The sequence below is a fragment of the Variovorax sp. PAMC28562 genome (genome assembly GCF_014303735.1).
GTDB lineage: Bacteria > Pseudomonadota > Gammaproteobacteria > Burkholderiales > Burkholderiaceae_C > Variovorax.
In genome coordinates, this window is record NZ_CP060296.1 from 2,122,745 (window position 1) to 2,145,008 (window position 22,264).

Here is a 22,264-nt window from a genome sequence, read left to right on the forward strand (position 1 = left end):
AGCCATGGCAACACGACGCCCCACACGCAATATCGATTTCGCCGCCTCCATGCGGCGGTTCGGTGATCAGTTTCGCGGACTGAACCCTAACGATCCTTCGATGTGGCCATTAGCGCCACGCTTCGCGCTGTTCATTGCGGTAGTCATCGCCGTGCTTGCGGCACTCTGGTTCGTCTGGCTGACAAATTCGAATGACGAGTTGGAGGCAGAGCGCGCAAAGGAAGTGGCTCTGCGCGTCGACTTTCAAAAGAAGGTCGCACTGGCAGCCAACCTCGACCTCCTTAAAAAGCAGCGCGAGCAGGTCCAACAATATGTGACGTTGCTTGAGAAGCAGCTGCCCAGCAAGGCTGAAATGGACGCTTTGTTGTCGGACATCAACCAAGCCGGATTGGGTCGAAGTCTTCAGTTCGAGCTGTTCCGTCCTGGGCAGATCGTAGTGAAGGACTATTACGCTGAACTGCCTATCGCGCTGAAGGTGACCGGGCGCTATCACGATATGGGCGCCTTTGCCGCCGACGTCGCCAACCTGTCTCGCATCGTGACGCTGAACAATCTGGCGATAACGCCGCAGAAAGATGGCGGGCTCACCATGGACGCCACTGCGCGTACGTTCCGCTACCTGGATCCCGACGAGCAGGCTTCCCAACGCGCTGCCGCCGCAGCTGCAGCAAAGGGCAAGAAATGAGCGCGCGTGACTTGCTATGCATAGGTGCTGCAGCGTTTGCACTTACGGCATGCGGCAACTCCGACCGGGACGATCTTCAGCGCTGGATGGCGGAGCAGCGCGCGCAGGTCAAGCCGACCGTGCCGCCGATTTCCGAGCCCAAGAAATTCACCCCGCAGGCCTACACAGAGGCGGCTTCGTTCGAGCCCTTCAACATGCAGAAGCTGACGCAGGCTTTGCGCCGCGATTCGAACCAGCCGAGCAGCTCGGGCTTGATCGCCCCGGAGCTCTCCCGTCGGAAAGAATCGCTTGAAGCGTTTCCGCTGGATTCGATGGCGATGGTTGGTAGCCTGACCCGCAATGGGCAGCCGGTTGCGCTCGTGAGCGTTGACAAGCTGCTCTACCAAGTACGTGTGGGCAATCACCTTGGCCTTAACTACGGCCGCATTACCAATATCAGTGAAACCGAACTCGGCCTGCGTGAAATCGTGCAGGACGCCGCCGGTGAGTGGATCGAACGCGTGGCGACGTTGCAGTTGCAAGAGAAGGCAAAATGAACCGACAAAAAACAGTGCTTGCTCGGTGGCTGCGCGCCGCCAGCGTGACCCTCGTGGCGCTTGGGGTGGCTGCCATTGCGCAAGCGCAAAACGCCATTGAATCGATCACGAGTTCGGTCCAATCGGGCACGGAAGTCATCCGCATCGATTTGACCCAGCCGCTGTCGGCGGTGCCAACAGGCTTCGTCATACAGGCGCCTGCACGAATTGCGCTTGATTTCCCGGGCATCACCAATGCCATCGGTCGTTCCACTGTCGATGTCAACCAGGGTAACTTGCGTTCTGTGAACGTTGTCCAGGCAGGCGATCGGACGCGTCTGGTTATGAACCTCAAGCAGGCGACCGCATACAAGACCGAGATCCAGGGCAAGTCCCTGATCGTGTCCCTCGAGCCGGTGGCAGGTACCGCATTGGTTGCTTCGACCCAGTCGTCGTTCGCCGAGAACCGCAACCGCGATATGGTGCCGCTGCGCGATGTCGATTTCCGGCTCGGCGCCGACAACACAGGGCGTGTGATCGTCGATCTGGCGAACAACCAGGTCGGCGTCGACATCAAGCAGCAAGGCAAGAACCTGGTGGTCGAATTCACCAAGTCGACGCTGCCTGAAGGCCTTCGCCGTCGCCTCGACGTGTCCGACTTCGGTACGCCGGTACAACTCATCACCACCCAACAAGCCGGCGACCGTGTTCGCATGGTCATCGAGCCGCGCGGCGAGTGGGAGCACAGCGCCTACCAGAGCGAGAACCAATTTGTCGTCGAAGTGCGTCCCCGCAAGGTCGATCCGACGAAGCTGACGCAAGGCGTGGGCTACAACGGCGAAAAACTGTCGCTGAACTTTCAGAACATCGAAATTCGCTCGCTGCTCCAGGTTATCGCGGACTTCACGAACTTCAATATCGTGACGTCGGATTCGGTGACCGGCGCCCTGACGCTGCGTCTGAAAGATGTGCCTTGGGACCAAGCCCTTGAAATCATCATGCAGGCCAAGAACCTGGGCATGCGCAAGAACGGCACCGTGCTCTGGATCGCGCCGAAAGACGAAATCAACGCCAAGGAGAAGGTGGAGTTCGAAGCCAAGGCTGCGATCGAAAATCTAGAACCGTTGCGCACGCAATCGTTCCAGCTGAACTACACCAAGGCGGTGGACTTGCAAGGACAGATCACCGGTTCGGGGTCGGCAAGCGGTGGTTCGGGTTCCAGCAGCGCTCGCTTGTTGACAGCGCGCGGCAGCGTGATTGCCGAGCCGCGTACCAACCAGCTGTTCGTGACCGATATTCCGGCGCGGTTGGCTCAGGTTGCCGAAATGATCGCCAAGCTGGACATTCCGGTTCGCCAAGTTCTGATCGAAGCACGGATCGTCGAAGCATCCGACACCTTCGGCAAATCGCTTGGAGTACGGCTCGGGGGTGGCATCGGTGGCGGCGTTGTCGGATCAAACAACGGCAATCGTGTTTTCGGCAACCTCGGCGTGGGCCCGACCGTGACGCCTGCGACCGCGACCACTGCTGGCAGCGCGCTCACTACGTTCACCAACTCGAACTTCATCAATTTGCCTGCGACCAGTCCGAGTGGTACCGGCAACGCACCTGGCACCTTCGCCATCTCCCTGTTCAACTCCAGTTTCTCCCGGATGCTGAACCTCGAAATCTCCGCGCTCGAAGCCGACGGCAAGGGCAAAGTGGTGTCCGCTCCTCGCGTTGTGACTGCCGACCAGACCAAGGCGCTCATCGAGCAAGGCACAGAACTGCCGTACCAGGTTGCGACGTCCAGCGGTGCGACCTCGATCGCTTTCCGCAAGGCGAACTTGAAGCTGGAAGTGACGCCGCAGATCACACCGGAAGGCAACATCATCCTGACGCTCGACGTCAACAAGGACACGGTCGGGCAGGCAACGACCGCCGGCTTCGCGATCAACACCAAGCACGTGCAGACGTCGGTGCTGGTTGAGAACGGAGGCACTGTGGTGATCGGTGGTATCTTCGAACTCACCGAATCCAACGATGAATCGCGTGTACCGGTGCTCGGTGAAGTGCCCTACCTTGGCGCACTGTTCCGTACGCGCAATCGCGTTGCAAACAAGACCGAAATGCTCGTCTTTATCACCCCGAAGATGATTACCGACCGCAACGCCGCGCGCTGATCGCGCGCAGCGTCAGCCGACCCGCGTGGCGGTCGCATTCGTCGGTCTGCCCGGCGCCGGAAAATCCGCAGTAGGACGGCGCCTGGGTCAGCGCCTGCAGCTCCCTTTCGTCGACACAGACCAGGTTATCGAGCACCGCATCGGCTGCTCGATTCGCGAATTTTTCGATCGTGAAGGCGAAGTCGCTTTTCGGGACATCGAACAACAGGCGATTGCCGATCTGGCTGCGAACGCGCACGGCGTGCTGGCCACGGGCGGTGGTGCTGTGCTCCGCGAAGCCAATCGAACGCAGCTGCGCGATCATTTTCACGTCATCTATTTGCGTTCTTCGCCCGAGGATTTGTTTCGCAGACTGAGACACGACGTCAAACGCCCTTTGCTGCAGGTTGCCGATCCGCTGGGCCGGCTCCGTGAATTGCATGACGCGCGCGACCCCCTGTATCGGGACACCGCGCACGATGTCGTGGACACGGGCAGACCATCGGTCGCCATGCTGGTCAACATCATCGTGATGCAGCTGGAACTTGCCGGCATCGTCATCCCGGAACCGCAGGCGCAGATCGCGCCGCCGGTTTGACGCGGTGCGTCGCAGCCGCGTTGCCGTCACCTCTACACTCGGAGCCATGCCACAGACAGCACTTCGTGACCGTGTCGAGATCGATCTCGGCGACCGCAGCTACCCCATCCTGATTGCTGCCGATCTGCTCGACGAGCCCGATGCGTTCGACGCAGCGCCCGTCGCTTCGATGGCATTGATCGTCACCAATACGACGGTGGCGCCGCTGTATGCCGCCGCCTTGAAAACGACGCTCTCGAAGCGCTACCGCAGGGTCGAGACGCTTGCATTGCCTGATGGCGAAGTGCACAAGGATTGGGCGACACTCAATCTCATCTTCGACGCGTTGCTCGGGCACGGCGCCGATCGCAAGACCGTGCTGTTCGCGCTCGGCGGTGGTGTCGTCGGCGACATGACCGGCTTTGCGGCAGCGAGCTACATGCGCGGCGTGCCGTTTGTCCAGGTGCCGACGACGTTGCTGGCGCAGGTCGATTCGTCGGTGGGTGGCAAGACTGCCATCAATCATCCGCTCGGCAAGAACATGATCGGCGCGTTCTACCAGCCGCATCTGGTGCTCTGCGACCTTGCCACACTGCAAACGCTACCACCGCGCGAACTGAGCGCCGGGTTGGCGGAGGTGATCAAGTACGGTCCGATCTACGACATGGTGTTCTTTGACTGGATCGAGGCCAACGTCGATGCGCTGGTTGCGCTGGAGCCGGCCGCGCTGGCTCATGCGGTCAAGCGCAGTTGCGAGATCAAGGCCAAAGTGGTGGCGCAGGACGAGCGTGAAACAGGCCTTCGGGCCATTCTCAATTTCGGCCACACCTTCGGTCATGCGATCGAGTCCGGTCTGGGATACGGCGAGTGGCTTCATGGCGAAGCGGTTGGTTGCGGCATGGTGATGGCGGCCCATCTTTCTCACAAATTGGGAGGCGTCGACGCAGCGTTCGTCGCGCGACTCACCCGCTTGATTCAGCGAGCCGGCTTGCCCATTACAGGGCCGGCCCTGGGGGCAGAGCGCTACCTCGAACTGATGCGCGTCGACAAGAAATCGGAAGCCGGCGAGATCCGGTTCGTGGTCATCGACACGCCCGGCTCAGCCAAAGTGGCCGCTGCGCCTGAAGCCATGGTGCGCGAGGTGCTTGCTCAATGTTGCGAGGCCTGATCGCGCCTTACGCCTGCGACCCGGCGCAGTCGCGTGGCCGGCTGCATGACGAGCCACCAGCGCCCACGCGCGATGACTTTCAGCGTGACCGCGACCGCATCGTGCACTCCACCGCGTTCAGGCGGCTGGTCTACAAAACACAGGTGTTCCTGAACCACGAGGGCGATCTCTTTCGCACCCGCCTCACGCACTCGCTCGAAGTCGCGCAATTGGGACGATCCATCGCGCGTGCACTCCAGTTGAACGAAGACCTGGTCGAAGCGATCGCGCTGGCGCACGACCTTGGCCACACGCCCTTCGGCCATGCTGGTCAGGACGCGCTCAACGACTGTATGCGGACGCATGGCGGCTTCGAGCACAACTTGCAAAGCCTGCGAATGGTCGACACGCTCGAACATCGCTATCCGCAGTACGACGGGCTCAACCTCAGCTTCGAGACACGCGAGGGCATCCTCAAGCACTGCTCGCGCGCCAACGCCGAACGCATCGAAGCCGAAGAGCCCAATGGTGTGGCCCGGCGCTTTCTTGACGGCACACAACCCGCGCTTGAAGCGCAACTCTGCAATCTGGCCGACGAGATCGCCTACAACGCGCACGACATCGACGACGGAGTGCGCTCCGGACTGATCACCGTCGAAAGCCTGGCCGAGGTCGAACTGTTCGAGCGGTATCGGCGAGAAGCGCTGCAAGAACATCCGCAACTGCACGGACGGCGCGTGCTGTACGAGACGATTCGACGGATGCTCAGCGCGCAGGTCTACGACGTCATCGACGCAACCCAAGCTGCGCTCGCTGCTGCGACACCGGCCGATGCGGACGCCGTGCGTCGCTCTTCACCGCTGGTGCGGTTCAGTGAGCCGATGCGGGCGCAATCGATTCAACTCAAGCGGTTTTTGTTCGCTAACCTGTACCGTCATGCGCAGGTGACTGCGACCTCGGAGCGCGCCCAGGCGGTGGTACGCGGCCTGTTCGCGGCCTACCTCGATCGCGCGGACGACATGCCCGAATCGTTCGCCGCCCGCACCGATCGCCATCGTGCCGTGGCGGACTACATCGCCGGCATGACCGATCGCTTCGCGATGCGCGAGCACGAGCGCCTGACCGGCCAGCGATGGATGGCGTAGCGCCCGCCAACGTTCCGACGGCGCGCATACCCGCAGCAGCGTTCGCGGTGATCGCGGCCGGTGTGGGCGCAGCGCTTCATCTCGGCAAGCTTCCGCCAGCAGTGCCCGCGCTTCAGGCCACGCTCGGCATCGGTCTTGTCGAAGCAGGCTTTATGTTGTCTTTGGTGCAAGCTGCCGGCATGACTTTGGGGCTGCTGGTCGGGTTGGCCGCCGACACCATTGGACTGCGACGCAGCATGCTGATCGGGTTGCTCGTCGTCACTCTCGCCAGCATCGGCGGCGGCTGCGTGACGCCGGGGCCGTACGCGCTGCGGTTGCTTATGGTGCTGCGCGCATTGGAAGGCATCGGCTTTCTGCTGACGGTGATGCCCGCGCCTGGGCTCATTCGGGCTGTCGTCCCTGCCGGCCTAGAGAAGTTGGCGATGGGTTTTTGGGGCGCCTACATGCCGCTGGGGGTCGCTCTCGCGTTGCTGCTAGGTCCGATGCTTATCGCGTCGATGGGATGGCAAGGCTGGTGGTGGGCTTTGTCTGCCGTTTCAGCATGTGCTTGTGTCTGGGTTTGGCGGTCGGTGCCGGCCGATCTCGCGATCGCCGCGGTTGTCGCGGTCGGTGCGCAAGGTGGCCCACGTTGGACGTCGCGGCTCGGCGAAACCTTGCGCGCCGCAGGCCCGCGCCGCGTTTCGCTCGCCTTCGCGGTGTACTCGTCGCAGTGGATAGCAGTGATCGGTTTCCTGCCGGCGATCTATGCAGGAGTCGGCGTGCCGGCGGGTTGGAACGCAGTGCTGACTGCATTGGCGGCAGCGATGAACATCATCGGCAATCTGGTCGGCGGACGTCTGCTGCAGCAGGGCGTCGCGCCCGCGTTCGTGTTGCGATGCGGTTTCGGAACGATGGCGGTCGCCGGCATCGTGGCATTTGCCCAATGGGGCCACGGCGTCGACGCAGTGGTGTTGCCGCCGGCAGTTCGGTATGCGGCGGTGTGCCTCTTTTCGCTCAGCGGTGGGGTGGTGCCAGCAACGCTTTTCATGCTTGCCGTGCGAGTGGCGCCCAGCCCCACGACGATTTCCACGACCGTGGGCATGATGCAGCAGGCGTCGGCGCTCGGCCAGTTTCTTGCACCGCCCGTCGTGGCCTGGTTGGCGCATCGCGTCGGGGGATGGCAATGGACATGGGTCGTCACGTTGGCGTGCTCGGTGGTGGGCATCGTGCTGGCGGCCAGGCTAGGCAGCCCACGCACCTCGATGGGTGCGGCGTGAGGGTCCCATGGGCACCCATCAACGTGACATGAGCATCGCTGCCACAATCCCAGGGACGCAGGCAGAGGCCGATACGCGACACTGGCTCGAGCGTGCTGTCATCGGGCTCAACTTGTGTCCTTTTGCGAAGGCGGTGCACGTCAAGGGGCAGATCCGGTACGCCGTTTATTCGGCGGGAAATGACGATGCCGGCTTGATGGAAGCGCTGATGCACGAGGCGGCGGTGCTGGCGAAATGCGCGCCCTCCGAGCGGGACACCACACTTTTGATCGCACCCAACACCTTGGTGAATTTTTTGGACTTCAACGATTTCACGCAGCGTGCCGAGCGCAGACTGGCGCGGGCCGGTTTCGACGGCGAGCTTCAGCTCGCGAGCTTTCATCCGCGCTTCGAATTCGCGGGGGCCGCGCCGGACGACATCGCCAACGCCACCAATCGCGCGCCGTATCCGACGCTGCATCTGCTACGTGAAGAGAGCGTGAGTCGCGCCGTCGATGCCTTTCCCGAGGCGGACGCCATCTTCGAGCGAAACATTGAAACGCTGACAACGCTTGGGGCTGAAGGATGGGCTGCGCTCGATGTCGGCCCGGGAGGCTCATTCCGATGAGCACCTTTGTCAAAGCCGCTGGTGCGCACAAGACAGCGAAGGTCGGGAAAGCAGCGAAGGCCGAAGCGGATGTGCTCCAAGAGCTGCGCCCTGGGCAATCGATCGAGTTGCTGAAAGAGCTCCACATCCTGACCCGCGAAGGCCGGCTGAACCAGGATTCGCGGCGCAAGCTCAAGCAGGTGTATCACCTGTTCCAGTTCATCGAAAAACAGCTGCGGGAGTTGCCGGATGGCGGCGCGCATGCAACGCTGGCAGACCATGGTGCCGGCAAGTCTTACTTGGGTTTTATCGTCTACGACCTTTTCTTCAAAGCGCTTGGCGACGGTCGCGTGTATGGCATCGAGACGCGTGCGGAGCTCGTCGAAAAGTCACGCGTGCTGGCCGCTCAGCTCGGCTTCGGACGCATGTCTTTTCTCAACCTGACTGTGGCCGAGTCGACCGAATCTCTGGCGTTGCCCGACCGCATCGACATGGTGACCGCGCTGCATGCGTGCGACACCGCGACCGACGATGCCATCGCCTTCGGACTGGCCAAACAAGCGGCCTTCATGGTGCTGGTGCCGTGCTGTCAGGCGGAAGTGGCCGCATGCCTTCGCGAAACGAAAGCGCTGTCGCTCTCGCGCACGCCGCTCGCAGAACTGTGGCGCCATCCGCTTCACACGCGCGAGATCGGCAGTCAGCTCACCAACGTGCTGCGCTGCCTGCTGCTGGAAGCGCATGGCTACCAGGTGACCGTGACCGAGTTGGTGGGCTGGGAACACAGCATGAAGAACGAACTGATCATCGCGCGCCGCACCGGTCAGTTCAAAGCCAGTGCGGCCGAGCGGTTGAAGGGATTGCTGGGCGAGTTCGGCCTGTCGTCGTTGCTCGAAACTCGTTTTCGGCTGCCCTGAACGCGCGCTATGGCACGGCTGCCTCGACTCACGCTGGCGGACCTTCCGCACCACGTGATCCAGCGTGGCAACAACCGGCAGCCCATCTTTACGGACCGCATCGATCGCGAGCGACTGCTCGCACTCGTGGCGGACGCCGCCCCGCGATTGGGCGTGGCGTTGCATGCGTACGTGCTGATGGACAACCACTTTCATTTGCTGCTCACGCCTTCGACCGTCAGCGGTCTGCCACAGCTGATGCAGGCTGTGGGCAGAGGCTATGTGCGTTGGTTCAACGACCGGCATGGCCGCAGTGGCACCTTGTGGGAAGGCCGATATCGGTCGACCGTCATTCAGCCCGAGCTTTGGATGATGAGATGCATGGCCTACATGGACCTCAATCCATTGCGTTCGGGCGCGGCGATCGACGTGGCCGAATTTGCCTGGTCGAGCTACGGGCATTACGCTGGCCAACGGCATGACAAAGCGCTCACGCCGCCTCCGCAGTACTGGCTGCTCGGCAACACGCCTTTTGCGCGCGAGGCGGGCTATGCGGAGCTGGTGCGGCGGGGAATTTCGGCCTCCGAAGTCGCGTCATTGACCGACGCTGCCCTGCAAGGATGGGCATTGGGCGATGTGACGTTCGTCGAATCGTTACAGAAGACAACAGAGCGCCGGGTCATAAAGGCAAAGGCAGGCCGACCAGTGCGCGAACCGGCGCCGTAGAAGCGCCCTCGATGCATTGCCAGTGCTGACCTGGATGCTATTGTTTTTGATATGTCCCTTATTTAACTCGACAGCTCTGGTTTTTAAATAAATTGGAATCTGACCCCAAATAAAGTATTTGGCATTGTTTGTGCATCGCAATATCCTCGAAACCCCTGCGAAAAAAATGAAGGAGCGCCCATGACCACGGACGACGAAATCAAGCATCTCGAACAACACGGTCTGTATTCGGCCTCGAATGAGCACGACGCCTGCGGCCTCGGCTTCGTCGCCCACATCAAGGGCGAAAAGCGTCACGACATCGTGACGCAGGCGCTCAAGATCCTCGAGAACATCGACCATCGCGGCGCGGTCGGTGCAGACAAGCTGATGGGCGATGGCGCCGGCATCCTGATCCAGATTCCCGATGCGCTGTACCGCGAGGAGATGAGCAAGCTGGGCGTGACGTTGCCTCCGTACGGCGAGTACGGCGTCGGCATGATCTTCTTGCCGAAAGAGCATGCGTCGCGCATGGCCTGCGAGCAGGAGATGGAGCGCGCCATCAAGGCAGAAGGCCAAGTGCTATTGGGCTGGCGCGATGTGCCGGTCAACCGCGAGATGCCGATGTCGCCGGCGGTCAAGAAGACCGAACCGATACTGCGGCAGGTGTTTATCGGTCGCGGCAACGACGTCATCGTGCAGGACGCGCTGGAGCGCAAGCTCTACGTGATTCGCAAGACCGCGAGCGCCAACATCCAGAACCTGGCGCTCAAGCACAGCACCGAGTACTACGTGCCGAGCATGTCGAGCCGTACCGTGGTCTATAAGGGCCTGCTTCTGGCCGACCAGGTCGGCACCTACTATTTCGACTTGCTCGACGAGCGCTGCATCTCGGCCATCGGCCTGGTCCATCAGCGCTTTTCTACCAACACTTTCCCGAAGTGGCCCCTGGCGCATCCGTATCGCTACGTGGCGCACAACGGCGAAATCAACACGGTGCGCGGCAACTACAACTGGATGAAGGCGCGCGAAGGCGTGATGGCCTCGCCGGTGCTCGGCCCCGACCTGAAAAAGCTTTACCCAATCAGCTTTGCAGGTCAGTCGGACACCGCGACCTTCGACAACTGCCTCGAACTGATGACGATGGCCGGTTACCCGATCAGCCAGGCCGTGATGATGATGATCCCCGAGCCGTGGGAGCAGCACACCACGATGGACGAGCGCCGCCGCGCGTTCTACGAATACCACGCCGCGATGATGGAGCCGTGGGACGGCCCGGCATCGATCGTCTTCACCGACGGCCGCCAGATCGGCGCTACGCTCGACCGCAACGGGCTGCGTCCATCCCGTTACTGCGTGACCGACGACGACCTGGTCATCATGGCCAGCGAGTCGGGCGTGCTGCCGATTCCCGAGCACAAGATCCTGCGCAAATGGCGCCTGCAGCCGGGCAAGATGTTCCTGATCGACCTGGAACAGGGGCGCATGATCGACGACGACGAGCTCAAGGCCTACGTCGTCAACACCAAGCCGTACAAGCAGTGGATCGAGAACCTGCGCATCAAGCTCGACAGCGTCGGCTCGACTGTGACGCCGGTGGAAATTCCGGCGAGTGCGGTATCGCTGCTCGACCGTCAGCAGGCCTTTGGCTACACCCAGGAAGACATCAAGTTCTTGATGAGCCCGATGGCCCAGGCCGGCGAGGAGGCCATCGGCTCGATGGGCAACGACAGCCCGCTGGCGGTGCTCTCCAACAAGAACAAGCCGCTGTACAACTATTTCCGGCAGATGTTCGCGCAGGTGACGAACCCGCCGATCGACCCGATTCGCGAAGCCATCGTCATGTCGCTGGTGTCCTTTGTAGGCCCCAAGCCCAACCTGCTGGACATCAACCAGGTCAACCCGCCGATGCGGCTGGAGGTGAGCCAGCCGATTCTCGACTTTGCCGACATAGCCAAGTTGCGAGACATCGAGCAGCACACCAAGGGCAAGTTCAAGAGCACGACCCTCGACATCACCTACCCGGCCGATTGGGGCCGCGAAGGCGTCGAGGCCAAGCTCGCATCGCTCTGCGCTGAGGCGGTCGATGCGATCAAGAGCGGCAGCAACATTCTGATCGTCAGCGACCGCGCGGTCAGCCTGACGCAGGTTGCTATTCCTGCCTTGCTGGCGTCCAGCGCGATCCATCAGCACCTGGTTCGCGAAGGCTTGCGCACGACCGCCGGCCTGGTGGTCGAAACCGGCAGCGCCCGCGAAGTGCATCACTTCGGCGTGCTGGCCGGCTACGGTGCCGAAGCCGTGCACCCGTACCTCGCGATGGAAACGCTGGCGGCGATGCACGCTGATCTGCCAGGTGACCTGTCCGCAGAGAAGGCTGTCTACAACTACGTGAAGGCGATCGGCAAGGGCCTGTCGAAGATCATGTCCAAGATGGGCGTGAGCACCTACATGAGCTACTGTGGCGCGCAATTGTTCGAGGCCATCGGCCTGAACAGCGACACGATCGGCAAGTACTTCACCGGCACTGCGAGCCGGGTCGAAGGCATTGGCGTCTTCGAGATTGCGGAAGAAGCCCTGCGCATGCATGCCGCCGCGTTCGGCGACGATCCGGTGCTGGAAAGCATGCTGGATGCCGGCGGCGAATACGCCTGGCGCACGCGCGGCGAAGAACATATGTGGAGCCCCGACGCGATCGCCAAGCTGCAGCACAGCACGCGTGCCAACAACTGGAGCACGTACAAGGAATACGCGCAGATCATCAATGACCAGAGCCGTCGCCACATGACTTTGCGCGGCCTGTTCGAGTTCAAGCTCGATCCGTCCAAAGCGATTCCGGTGGAAGAGGTCGAATCGGCGGCCGACATCGTCAAGCGCTTTGCCACCGGCGCGATGTCGCTGGGCTCTATTTCGACCGAAGCTCATTCGACGCTGGCCGTCGCCATGAACCGCATCGGCGGCAAGAGCAACACGGGCGAGGGTGGTGAAGATCCGAACCGCTATCGCAACGAGCTCAAGGGCATCCCGATCAAGCTCGGCGACACGCTGAAAAGCGTGATCGGCGAGGCCAACGTCGAGGTCGATATGCCGCTGCAAGCCAACGATTCGCTGCGCTCGAAGATCAAGCAGGTGGCATCGGGCCGCTTCGGCGTCACGGCGGAATACCTGACTTCGGCCGATCAGATTCAGATCAAGATGGCGCAAGGTGCCAAGCCGGGCGAGGGCGGCCAGTTGCCCGGCGGCAAGGTGACCGAGTACATCGGCAAGCAGCGTTATTCGGTGCCGGGCGTGGGCCTGATCTCGCCGCCGCCGCATCACGATATCTATTCCATCGAAGACCTGGCGCAGCTGATTCACGACCTGAAAAACGTCGCACCGCACGCCACGATCAGCACCAAGCTCGTGAGCGAAGTGGGCGTGGGCACCGTCGCTACGGGCGTCACCAAGTGCAAGAGCGATCACATCGTGATTGCCGGACACGACGGCGGCACCGGCGCATCGCCGTGGTCGTCGATCAAGCATGCCGGTGGCCCGTGGGAAATCGGCCTGGCCGAGACGCAGCAGACGCTGGTGCTGAATCGCCTGCGCGGTCGCGTGCGGGTGCAGGCCGATGGCCAGATGAAGACCGGTCGCGACGTCGCGATCGGCGCGCTGCTGGGTGCCGATGAGTTCGGTTTTGCCACCGCGCCGCTGATCGTCGAAGGCTGCATCATGATGCGCAAGTGCCACCTGAACACCTGTCCGGTGGGCGTGGCCACGCAAGATCCGGTGCTGCGCAAGAAGTTCTCTGGCAAGCCTGAACACGTCGTCAACTACTTCTTCTTCGTCGCAGAAGAGATGCGCCAGATCATGGCGCAACTGGGCATGCGCACGGTCAACGAAATGATCGGCCGCGCCGACCTGCTCGACATGAAAAAGGGCATAGCGCACTGGAAGGCCAGCGGCCTCGATTTCAGTCGGCTGTTCGCGCTGCCGAACGTGCCGGCCGACGTGCCGCGTTTCCATGTCGAGAACCAGGACCACGGGCTGGAGCACAACCTCGACACCAAGCTCATCGAGAAGTCCCGTGCGGCCATCGACAAGGGCGAGAAGGTGCAGTTCATCGAGGTGGTTCGCAACGTCAACCGCACGGTTGGCGCCAAGCTGTCGGGCGCGCTGACGCGGGTGCATCCTGAAGGGCTGCCGGACGATTCGATTCGCATACAACTTGAAGGCACGGGCGGGCAATCGTTTGGTGCATTTCTGGCGCGCGGCATCACGCTGTACCTCATCGGCGATGCCAACGACTACACCGGCAAGGGCTTGTCGGGCGGTCGCATCGTGGTGCGCCCGAGCCTCGACTTCCGCGGAGAAGCGGTGCGCAACACCATCGTCGGCAACACGGTGATGTACGGCGCCACGACCGGCGAGGCCTACTTTTGCGGCGTGGGCGGCGAGCGCTTTGCCGTACGGCTTTCGGGCGCGACCGCGGTGGTCGAAGGCACGGGCGACCACGGCTGCGAGTACATGACCGGCGGCACGGTGGCGGTGCTCGGCAAGACCGGCCGTAACTTCGCGGCCGGCATGAGCGGCGGGGTGGCTTTCGTCTATGACGAAGACGGCCAGTTCGCTTCGCGCTGCAACATGGCGATGGTCACGCTCGAAAAGGTGCTGACCACCGCCGAGCAGACCGCGACCATCAAGCGCTCGATCTGGCACAACGGCATCACCGACGAAGCGCAACTGCGCAAGCTGCTCGAAGAGCATCACCGCTGGACCGGCAGCAAGCGCGCGCGCGAACTGCTCGACGACTGGCCGATGGCGCGCAGCAAGTTCGTGAAAGTGTTCCCGAACGAATACAAGCGCGCGCTCGGCGAGATCCACGACCGGAAGTTGGAACTCGCCAGCAGCGGCAACAACGCGCAGGCGGGGCTCGAATCCAAGGCGGTTCGCACGCCGGCCGCGGTCTGACGCGCAGCGCGCACCGATCACGACACGATCTACAAAAACAGACAGGACAGCACGATGGGAAAGATCACCGGCTTCATGGAGCATGAGCGCATCGAAGAGGGCTACAAGCCCATCGACGAGCGCGTCAAGCATTACAAGGAATTCGTCGTCGCCCTCACGCCCGACGAGGCCAAGGTGCAAGGCGCCCGCTGCATGGACTGCGGTACGCCGTTCTGCAATAGCGGCTGCCCGGTCAACAACGTCATTCCGGATTTCAACGACCTGGTTTATCGCAACGACTGGAAAAACGCCTTTGCGGTGCTCGACTCGACCAACAACTTCCCCGAGTTCACCGGCCGCATTTGCCCCGCGCCGTGCGAGGCCGCCTGCGTGCTGAATGTGAACGACGACCCGATCGGCATCAAATCCATCGAGCACGCCATCATCGACCGCGCATGGGACGAAGGCTGGGTCAAGCCGCGTGTGGCCAAGCACAGGACCGGCAAGAAGGTTGCCGTGGTCGGTGCCGGCCCGGCCGGACTGGCTGCGGCGCAGCAGTTGGCACGCGTTGGCCATGACGTGACGCTCTTCGAGAAGAACGACCGCATCGGCGGCCTGCTGCGCTACGGCATTCCGGACTTCAAGATGGAGAAGACGCACATCGATCGGCGCGTCGAACAGATGAAGGTCGAGGGCGTGACCTTTCGCACCAGCGTCGTCATTGGTGCTGCGAAGGAGCCGATGGGCAAGGGCTCGAAGGTTGTCAACCTGGCCAAGGAAACCGTCACGCCCGAGCAGCTCGACAAGGAGTTCGACGCGGTGCTGCTGACCGGTGGATCAGAGCAGTCGCGCGATTTGCCGGTGCCCGGCCGCGAACTGGACGGCATCTATTTCGCGATGGAATTCCTGCCGCAACAAAACCGGGTCAATGCGGGTGACAAGGTCAAAGGTCAGCTGCGTGCCGATGGCAAGCACGTCATCGTGATCGGCGGCGGCGACACCGGCTCGGATTGCGTCGGCACCAGCAACCGCCATGGCGCGGTGAGCGTGACGCAATTCGAAGTCATGCCACAGCCGCCGGAGGAAGAAAACCGGCCGATGACCTGGCCTTATTGGCCGATCAAGCTGCGCACCAGCTCCAGCCACCAGGAAGGGTGCGAGCGCGAGTTCGCTATCTCGACCAAGGAATTCATCGGCGAAAAAGGAAAGATCACCGGTCTCAAGACCGTCCGCGTGGAATGGAAGGACGGCAAGATGGTCGAAGTCGCGGGCAGTGACCAGATTCTGAAAGCCGACCTTGTATTGCTGGCGATGGGCTTCGTCAATCCGGTGGCCAATGTGCTCGACGCCTTCGGTATCGAAAAAGACGGACGCGGCAATGCCAAAGCCACGGTCGATTTCACTGGCGGTTATGCGACCAACGTCCCCAAGGTGTTTGCTGCGGGGGACATGCGGCGCGGTCAGTCGCTCGTGGTGTGGGCGATTCGCGAGGGTCGTCAGGCGGCAAGATCGGTCGATGAGTTCCTGATGGGGTTCAGCGACTTGCCGCGTTGAAGCGATTGATTCACCTGTAGCTGCAGTACAACGGTTGCCCCCTTATCATGGGGGAAACCCCACGCCGGGATGCCTCACGAGGCGCCCGGCTTTTTTTATTCAATGGACCCTTTGCCGCCTCCCCTCGTCGCGTTCCGTGAAGTCGTGTTCGGTTACGGCACGCGTCCAATTCTCGATGGCGTCTCTTTCGAGGTGCCACGCGGCAAGGTCACGGCATTGATGGGGGCTTCGGGCGGTGGCAAGACCACGGTGCTCAGGCTGATCGGTGGTCAGTTGCGGGCCCAGCGCGGCCAAGTGCTGCTCGATGGCAAGGACGTGGGTTTGATGAAAACCGACGCGTTGTATGCGGCGCGGCGACGCATGGGCATGCTGTCTCAGTTCGGCGCACTTTTTACCGATATGAGCGTGTTCGACAACGTCGCCTTTCCGATCCGCGAACACACGCGGCTCACAGAGGCGTTGATCCGCGACATCGTGCTGATGAAGCTCGACGCGGTCGGCCTCCGTGGCGCGCGAGATTTGATGCCGAGCGAGGTGTCCGGCGGGATGGCTCGGCGCGTGGCGCTGGCCCGCGCTATCGCTCTGGATCCCGAACTGGTGATGTACGACGAGCCGTTTGCCGGTCTCGACCCGATTTCGCTCGGCACCGCGGCGCGCCTGATTCGGAGTCTGAACGACACTTTGGGGCTGACCAGCATCGTCGTGTCGCACGACCTCGACGAGACGTTTCGCATCGCCGACCACGTGATCGTGCTGGCCAACGGCAAGATCGCCGCGCAGGGCAGTCCGAGCGACGTACGCCAGAGCGCTGATCCGCTGGTGCACCAGTTCGTCAACGCGCTGCCCGAGGGTCCGGTGCATTTCCACTATCCCAGTGTCAGTGTCGAAGAAGACTTCGGCCAGGTGAAGGGCGAGCAGCGATGAGTTGGTGGAAGCCTTCCGATATCGGTTTTGCGGTGCGCAGCAAACTGGCGAACCTGGGCTACGGTGCGCGGCTCTTCCTGCGCCTGCTGTTCCAGGGCGCGCGCAGCCTTCGTCGCTTCGGCCTCGTGCGCGACCAGATCCACTTTCTGGGCAACTATTCGCTGGCCATCATTGGCGTGTCCGGGTTGTTCGTCGGCTTCGTATTGGGGCTGCAGGGCTACTACACGCTTCAGCGCTACGGGTCCTCCGAAGCGCTCGGTTTGCTGGTCGCACTGGCGCTGGTGCGTGAGCTCGGTCCGGTGATCGCGGCCCTGCTTTTCGCAGGACGGGCTGGTACGTCGCTCACGGCCGAGATCGGTCTGATGAAGGCGGGTGAACAATTGAGCGCCATGGAAATGATGGCGGTCGACCCGGTGCAGCGCATCCTCGCGCCGCGCTTCTGGGCGGGCGTCATCACGATGCCGTTGCTTGCGGCGGTATTCAGTGCCGTGGGTGTCGGCGGCGGCTACGTCGTGGGCGTGCTGATGCTCGGCGTCGACCCCGGTGCGTTCTGGGGCCAGATGCAGGGCGGCATAGATGTGTGGCGCGACGTGGGCAACGGCGTTCTCAAGAGCATCGTCTTCGGTTTTACGGTCACCTTCATTGCGCTGCTGCAGGGCTTCGAGGCGCAGCCAACACCGGAAGGCGTCTCGCGCGCCACAACACGCACCGTGGTGGTGGCCTCGCTGGCCGTTCTCGGGCTCGATTTTCTGCTGACGGCAATGATGTTCAGCATCTAGAAAGACTACATCAATGCAACGCTCCAACAAAGATATATGGGTCGGGCTCTTCGTGCTGATCGGCGCGGCAGCGCTGTTGTTTCTCGCACTGCAATCAGCGAACTTGCTGAGCCTCAACTTTCAAAAGACTTACAGCGTCACGGCCCGCTTCGACAACATAGGTGGCCTCAAGCCACAGACGGCGGTCAAGAGCGCTGGTGTGGTGGTCGGGCGCGTCGAATCGATCACGTTCGACGACAAGAACTTTCAGGCAAGCGTGACGCTTGGGTTACAGAACCGCTACAGTTTCCCGAAAGACAGTTCCCTGAAAATTTTGACGAGCGGCCTGCTGGGTGAGCAATACATCGGGATTCAGGCCGGCGCAGACGAGAAAAATCTTCAGGCAGGCGACACGATCACCGACACCCAGTCGGCCGTCGTTCTCGAGAATCTGATCAGCCAGTTTTTGTTCAGCAAGGCGGCAGACGGAAATACGCCGCCAGCAGCCCCAGCGACCCAAGCGACTCCTAATAAAAAATGAAAACTACGATTGATTCGATGAGCGCTACCAAGAACATGGTGCGCTTTGCCCATTGGGCGACTGCGGCAGTCTTGCTTGCGTCGACGTTCGGCTGTGCAGCGGTCAGCGGCCAGGCGCCTAATCCGGCCGACCCTCTCGAGCCGTTCAACCGAAGCGTTTTCCGTTTCAACGAAGGCGTCGACCGAGCTGTGCTCCGCCCTGTTGCGACGGCTTACCGCGACACACTTCCGCTGATGGTGCGCACCGGTGTCAGCAACTTCTTCGGCAATCTCGGAGACGTCTGGAGCCTGGCAAATAACGTGATGCAGCTCAAGCTGCAAAACAGCGCCGAAACTTTCATGCGTCTTAACGTCAACACCATCTTTGGTCTGGGTGGCTTGCTCGACATCGCCTCGGAAGCCGGTATCGAGCGTCATCGCGAAGATTTCGGGCAGACACTTGGGCGCTGGGGTGTTCCTACGGGGCCCTATGTGGTTTTGCCGTTGCTTGGCCCGTCGACGGTCCGCGATACCGCCGCGTTGCCTGTCGATCACTATGGTGATGTGCTGTCGGTCGTGCACGACATTGGCGCACGAAACTCGCTCTACGCATTGAGAGTCGTCGACGAGCGCGCCACTTTCTTGCGAGCCGGTCAAATGCTTGACGAAATAGCGCTCGACAAGTATTCGTTTACGCGGGACGCGTTCATGCAGCATCGCCGCAGTGAAGTCTCAGGTGGCAGCGCCTCGGGCGGTGATGGCGAGTAGGCCGAAAAATGGCCACTGGCAATTCTTTTGTGCTTTGCATACGTTTACAAGCAGTGGCGATTGCCTGGGGAACCCTGTAGTCGGCGCCTCGCTCCAAACCGTTTCGACAGCAACACAGTTATTTTGCGGAGACTGAATCAAATGAAATCCACCACCATATTGCCGCGCAGAACTCTTGGGCGATTCGTGCTCGCCAGCGTGCTTCTGCTGGGCGGCGCAATGTCTGCCGTATCGTCCGCTCGGGCCGCGGATGAGTCGCCCGATGCGCTTGTAAAGCGCATTACCGCCGACGTCCTCGATACGATCAAAGCGGACACGTCGATCAAGGCCGGCGACACACGCAAGATCATGGCGCTGGTCGACAGCAAGATCATGCCGAACCTCGACTTCCAGCGCATGACCTCGTCGGCGGTCGGACCGGCTTGGCGTCAAGCCACCCCTGAGCAGCAAAAGCGGCTGCAGGATGAGTTCAAGTTGCTGCTGGTCCGTACTTACGCTGGCGCGTTGGACCAGGTGAGCGATCAAACCGTGACGGTTCGCCCGTACCGTGGCGCGCCGGACGACAAGGAAGCACTGGTGCGTACTGAAGTGCGTGGCCGTGGCGATCCGGTTCAACTCGACTACCGCCTGGTGCGCACGCCGGGCGATGGAAGCGGCTGGAAGGTCTACAACCTGAATGTTTTGGGCGTCTGGCTGGTGGATACTTACCGCACCCAGTTCGCCGAGCAGATCAACAGCAAGGGCATCGACGGTTTGATCGCGGCGCTGGCGGCACGCAACAAGACCGACGCCAAGAGCTGATATCGCCACCGCTTCAAACACATGATGCTTGTCCTGCCCTCCAAGCTCACGCATGAAGAGGCACCTGCGTGCATGCGCATGCTGCAGCAGGGCATGGCAGGCCAGTCGGAGCCCGGTACGGCGACAGTCATCGATGCCAGTGCGCTTTCGCATTTCGATTCGTCGGCGATCGCGGTGCTGCTCGAATGCCGTCGTGAAGCCAGCGCGCTCGGGCGCGGTTTTGCCGTCAAGGGGCTCTCGGCCCGCTTGCGTGAACTGGCCTCGCTCTACGGTGTTGCCGGCCTGTTGCCTGCCGCTCCTTGAAGTGGTGCCGGTGGTCGAATAAGCGCCGTGCTGCCCCTACGGCGCCCCAGATTCGCGCCGACCCGTAAAATCATCGGCTCCCCATGCCAGCGATCTCCTTTCAATCGGTCTCCAAGACCTATCCTCCCTCCCGTCAACAGCGCGCTCAAGGCAAACCCGGCTTGCGTGCGGTCGACGATGTCAATTTCCAGATCGAAGAGGGCGAATTCTTCGGCCTCCTGGGCCCGAACGGTGCGGGCAAGACGACGCTGATCAGCATGCTCGCCGGGCTTTCGCGCCCGACGACAGGCAGCATCAGCGTCCGCGGCTTCGACGTGCAACGCGACTTTGCCGATGCGCGACGTCAGCTCGGCGTGGTGCCGCAAGAACTCGTCTTCGACCCTTTCTTCAATGTGCGAGAGTCGTTGCGCATTCAGTCCGGCTACTTCGGCATCAAGAACAACGACGCGTGGATTGACGAGCTGTTGCAGAGCCTTGGTCTGGCCGACAAGGCGACCGCCAACATGCGCCAGCTCTCAGGCGGTATGAAGCGTCGCGTGCTGGTGGCTCAGGCGCTGGTGCACAAGCCTTCCGTGATCGTGCTGGACGAGCCTACCGCCGGTGTCGATGTCGAACTGCGCCAGACGCTCTGGCAATTCATCGCCAAGCTCAACAAGCAGGGCAGCACGGTGCTGCTCACCACGCACTACCTCGAAGAAGCCGAAGCGCTATGCAATCGCATCGCGATGCTGAAACAGGGCCGCGTGATTGCGCTCGACCGCACCAGCGCACTTCTCAGTTCGGCGGCCAGCAACGTGCTCCGTTTCAAGACGGATGCGTCGCTGCCTTGGGCCATCGCCCAACACGCCCGCATCACCGGGCGCATCGTGCAGTTGCCCGCGCAAAACGCGCACGAAGTGGAACAACTGCTGACCGCGATCCGCGAAGCTGGCGTGGCGGTGGAAGACGTCGAGATGCGCAAGGCCGATCTTGAAGACGTGTTCATCGACCTGATGGCGGGCGAGCGGGCTCCGTTGGAGGTGGCACGATGATCGCCGTCACAGGTTGGCACGCGTTGCTCTACAAGGAGGTGCTGCGCTTCTGGAAAGTTGGATTCCAGACGGTCGGGGCGCCTGTTCTCACCGCGGTGCTTTACCTCATGGTGTTCGGCCACGTGCTTGAAAACCACGTCAAGGTGTATGGCTCCGTCAGCTACACCGCGTTCCTGATTCCGGGTCTGGTGATGATGAGCGTGCTGCAAAACGCGTTCGCGAACAGCTCCTCGTCGATCATCCAGAGCAAGATCATGGGCAGCATGGTGTTCGTGTTGCTGACGCCGCTGTCGCACTGGGGCTGGTTCTTTGCTTACGTCGGTTCGTCGATCATCCGCGGCTTGGCAGTGGGGCTCGGCGTTTTCATCGTGACCATCTTCTTCGCCATGCCGCCGTTCGCGGCGCCGGTGTGGATCCTCGTGTTCGCGTTTTTGGGCTCGGCAATGCTCGGAACACTCGGTTTGATCGCTGGCCTGTGGGCTGAAAAGTTCGATCAAATGGCGGTGTTCCAGAACTTCCTCATCATGCCGATGACCTTTTTGTCGGGAGTGTTCTATTCAATCGGATCGCTGCCGCCGTTCTGGCAGGCCGTCAGTCACCTTAATCCGTTTTTCTACATGATCGACGGCTTCCGCTACGGCTTTTTCGGCGTGAGCGATGCGTCGCCTTGGCTCAGCTTCGGCATTGTCGGAGTCGCTTGGCTCGTCGTGAGCGCCATCGCCGTCAATCTGCTGCGCATTGGTTACAAGATTCGGGGCTGAGCAAGATGACATCCGATGAACTTCAATCGATCATTCAATCCGGCTTGCCGTGTGAGCACATCATGCTGGAAGGTGACGGCCGGCATTGGTATGCCACCATCGTGTCGGCGGAATTCGAAGGCAAGCGCGCCATCCAGCGACATCAGCGCGTCTACGCCACCCTCGGTGCGAAAATGCATACAGACGAAGTGCACGCACTCTCGATGAAGACTTTCACGCCGACCGAATGGGCGGCGTCGCAAACATAGCGGCTGCATTTTTGACAGCCG

The 22,264-nt window shown here is 61.7% G+C and carries 21 protein-coding genes; all 21 read left to right on the forward strand.

The genetic code is table 11. The annotated features are described in order from the left end of the window. Positions 1 to 4 precede the first annotated feature (4 nt). The 21 genes from H7F36_RS09980 to H7F36_RS10080 all read left to right on the forward strand — a co-directional run bounded on the left by H7F36_RS09980 (position 5) and on the right by H7F36_RS10080 (position 22,243). Positions 5 to 685 (forward strand): type 4a pilus biogenesis protein PilO, encoded by a 681-nt coding sequence (locus H7F36_RS09980; protein WP_187054518.1) that lies wholly within the window; start codon positions 5 to 7, stop codon positions 683 to 685. After that, on the forward strand, positions 682 to 1,221 hold the full coding sequence (locus H7F36_RS09985) for a pilus assembly protein PilP (RefSeq protein WP_187054519.1): 540 nt from the start codon (positions 682 to 684) through the stop codon (positions 1,219 to 1,221). The genes H7F36_RS09980 and H7F36_RS09985 overlap by 4 nt, the downstream gene beginning before the upstream one ends. Further along, a complete protein-coding gene (pilQ, locus tag H7F36_RS09990; protein WP_187054520.1) occupies positions 1,218 to 3,362 on the forward strand; it encodes a type IV pilus secretin family protein in 2,145 nt (714 codons plus the stop codon). The genes H7F36_RS09985 and pilQ overlap by 4 nt, the downstream gene beginning before the upstream one ends. A gap of 25 nt (positions 3,363 to 3,387) precedes the next feature. Further along, a complete protein-coding gene (locus tag H7F36_RS09995; protein ID WP_187054521.1) occupies positions 3,388 to 3,939 on the forward strand; it encodes a shikimate kinase in 552 nt (183 codons plus the stop codon). A 46-nt stretch (positions 3,940 to 3,985) separates the two neighbouring features. Then, complete coding sequence (aroB, locus tag H7F36_RS10000; RefSeq protein ID WP_187054522.1) at positions 3,986 to 5,086, forward strand: 3-dehydroquinate synthase; 1,101 nt, start codon at positions 3,986 to 3,988, stop codon at positions 5,084 to 5,086. Further along, on the forward strand, positions 5,071 to 6,210 hold the full coding sequence (locus H7F36_RS10005) for a deoxyguanosinetriphosphate triphosphohydrolase (protein WP_187054523.1): 1,140 nt from the start codon (positions 5,071 to 5,073) through the stop codon (positions 6,208 to 6,210). Before aroB ends, H7F36_RS10005 begins: the two co-directional genes overlap by 16 nt. Beyond that, positions 6,198 to 7,466 carry a CynX/NimT family MFS transporter gene (locus H7F36_RS10010; RefSeq protein ID WP_187054524.1) on the forward strand — a complete coding sequence of 423 codons (1,269 nt, stop codon included), beginning with the start codon at positions 6,198 to 6,200 and terminating at the stop codon, positions 7,464 to 7,466. The genes H7F36_RS10005 and H7F36_RS10010 overlap by 13 nt, the downstream gene beginning before the upstream one ends. Positions 7,467 to 7,494: 28 nt before the next feature. Further along, complete coding sequence (locus H7F36_RS10015) at positions 7,495 to 8,073, forward strand: DUF1415 domain-containing protein (RefSeq protein ID WP_187054525.1); 579 nt, start codon at positions 7,495 to 7,497, stop codon at positions 8,071 to 8,073. Further along, positions 8,070 to 8,966, forward strand: coding sequence for a class I SAM-dependent methyltransferase (locus tag H7F36_RS10020; RefSeq protein WP_187054526.1), 897 nt, complete (start codon positions 8,070 to 8,072; stop codon positions 8,964 to 8,966). Before H7F36_RS10015 ends, H7F36_RS10020 begins: the two co-directional genes overlap by 4 nt. A gap of 9 nt (positions 8,967 to 8,975) precedes the next feature. Then, complete coding sequence (locus tag H7F36_RS10025) at positions 8,976 to 9,671, forward strand: transposase (RefSeq protein WP_187054527.1); 696 nt, start codon at positions 8,976 to 8,978, stop codon at positions 9,669 to 9,671. Between the two features lie 180 nt (positions 9,672 to 9,851). After that, positions 9,852 to 14,597, forward strand: a complete 4,746-nt coding sequence (locus H7F36_RS10030) for a glutamate synthase-related protein (protein WP_187054528.1) — start codon at positions 9,852 to 9,854, stop codon at positions 14,595 to 14,597. 54 nt (positions 14,598 to 14,651) lie between these two features. Then, entirely contained in the window at positions 14,652 to 16,130 is a 1,479-nt protein-coding gene (locus tag H7F36_RS10035; protein WP_187054529.1) for a glutamate synthase subunit beta, read from the forward strand. 69 nt (positions 16,131 to 16,199) lie between these two features. Then, positions 16,200 to 17,054 (forward strand): ABC transporter ATP-binding protein, encoded by an 855-nt coding sequence (locus tag H7F36_RS10040; protein ID WP_187054530.1) that lies wholly within the window; start codon positions 16,200 to 16,202, stop codon positions 17,052 to 17,054. Beyond that, entirely contained in the window at positions 17,051 to 17,833 is a 783-nt protein-coding gene (mlaE, locus tag H7F36_RS10045) for a lipid asymmetry maintenance ABC transporter permease subunit MlaE (RefSeq protein ID WP_187054531.1), read from the forward strand. The genes H7F36_RS10040 and mlaE overlap by 4 nt, the downstream gene beginning before the upstream one ends. A 13-nt stretch (positions 17,834 to 17,846) precedes the next feature. After that, entirely contained in the window at positions 17,847 to 18,353 is a 507-nt protein-coding gene (mlaD, locus tag H7F36_RS10050) for an outer membrane lipid asymmetry maintenance protein MlaD (protein WP_187054532.1), read from the forward strand. 35 nt (positions 18,354 to 18,388) lie between these two features. Further along, positions 18,389 to 19,099: a VacJ family lipoprotein gene (locus tag H7F36_RS10055; protein ID WP_261802566.1), complete on the forward strand. Its 711-nt coding sequence runs from the start codon at positions 18,389 to 18,391 to the stop codon at positions 19,097 to 19,099. A gap of 141 nt (positions 19,100 to 19,240) precedes the next feature. Further along, positions 19,241 to 19,900: a phospholipid-binding protein MlaC gene (locus H7F36_RS10060; protein WP_187054534.1), complete on the forward strand. Its 660-nt coding sequence runs from the start codon at positions 19,241 to 19,243 to the stop codon at positions 19,898 to 19,900. 24 nt (positions 19,901 to 19,924) lie between these two features. After that, on the forward strand, positions 19,925 to 20,203 hold the full coding sequence (locus tag H7F36_RS10065; protein WP_187054895.1) for a lipid asymmetry maintenance protein MlaB: 279 nt from the start codon (positions 19,925 to 19,927) through the stop codon (positions 20,201 to 20,203). An 83-nt stretch (positions 20,204 to 20,286) separates the two neighbouring features. Next, positions 20,287 to 21,234, forward strand: a complete 948-nt coding sequence (locus H7F36_RS10070; protein ID WP_187054535.1) for an ABC transporter ATP-binding protein — start codon at positions 20,287 to 20,289, stop codon at positions 21,232 to 21,234. Beyond that, positions 21,231 to 21,995, forward strand: a complete 765-nt coding sequence (locus H7F36_RS10075) for an ABC transporter permease (protein WP_187054536.1) — start codon at positions 21,231 to 21,233, stop codon at positions 21,993 to 21,995. Before H7F36_RS10070 ends, H7F36_RS10075 begins: the two co-directional genes overlap by 4 nt. Before the next feature lie 5 nt (positions 21,996 to 22,000). Beyond that, entirely contained in the window at positions 22,001 to 22,243 is a 243-nt protein-coding gene (locus tag H7F36_RS10080; protein ID WP_187054537.1) for a BolA family protein, read from the forward strand. The last annotated feature ends 21 nt before the right edge of the window (positions 22,244 to 22,264 follow it).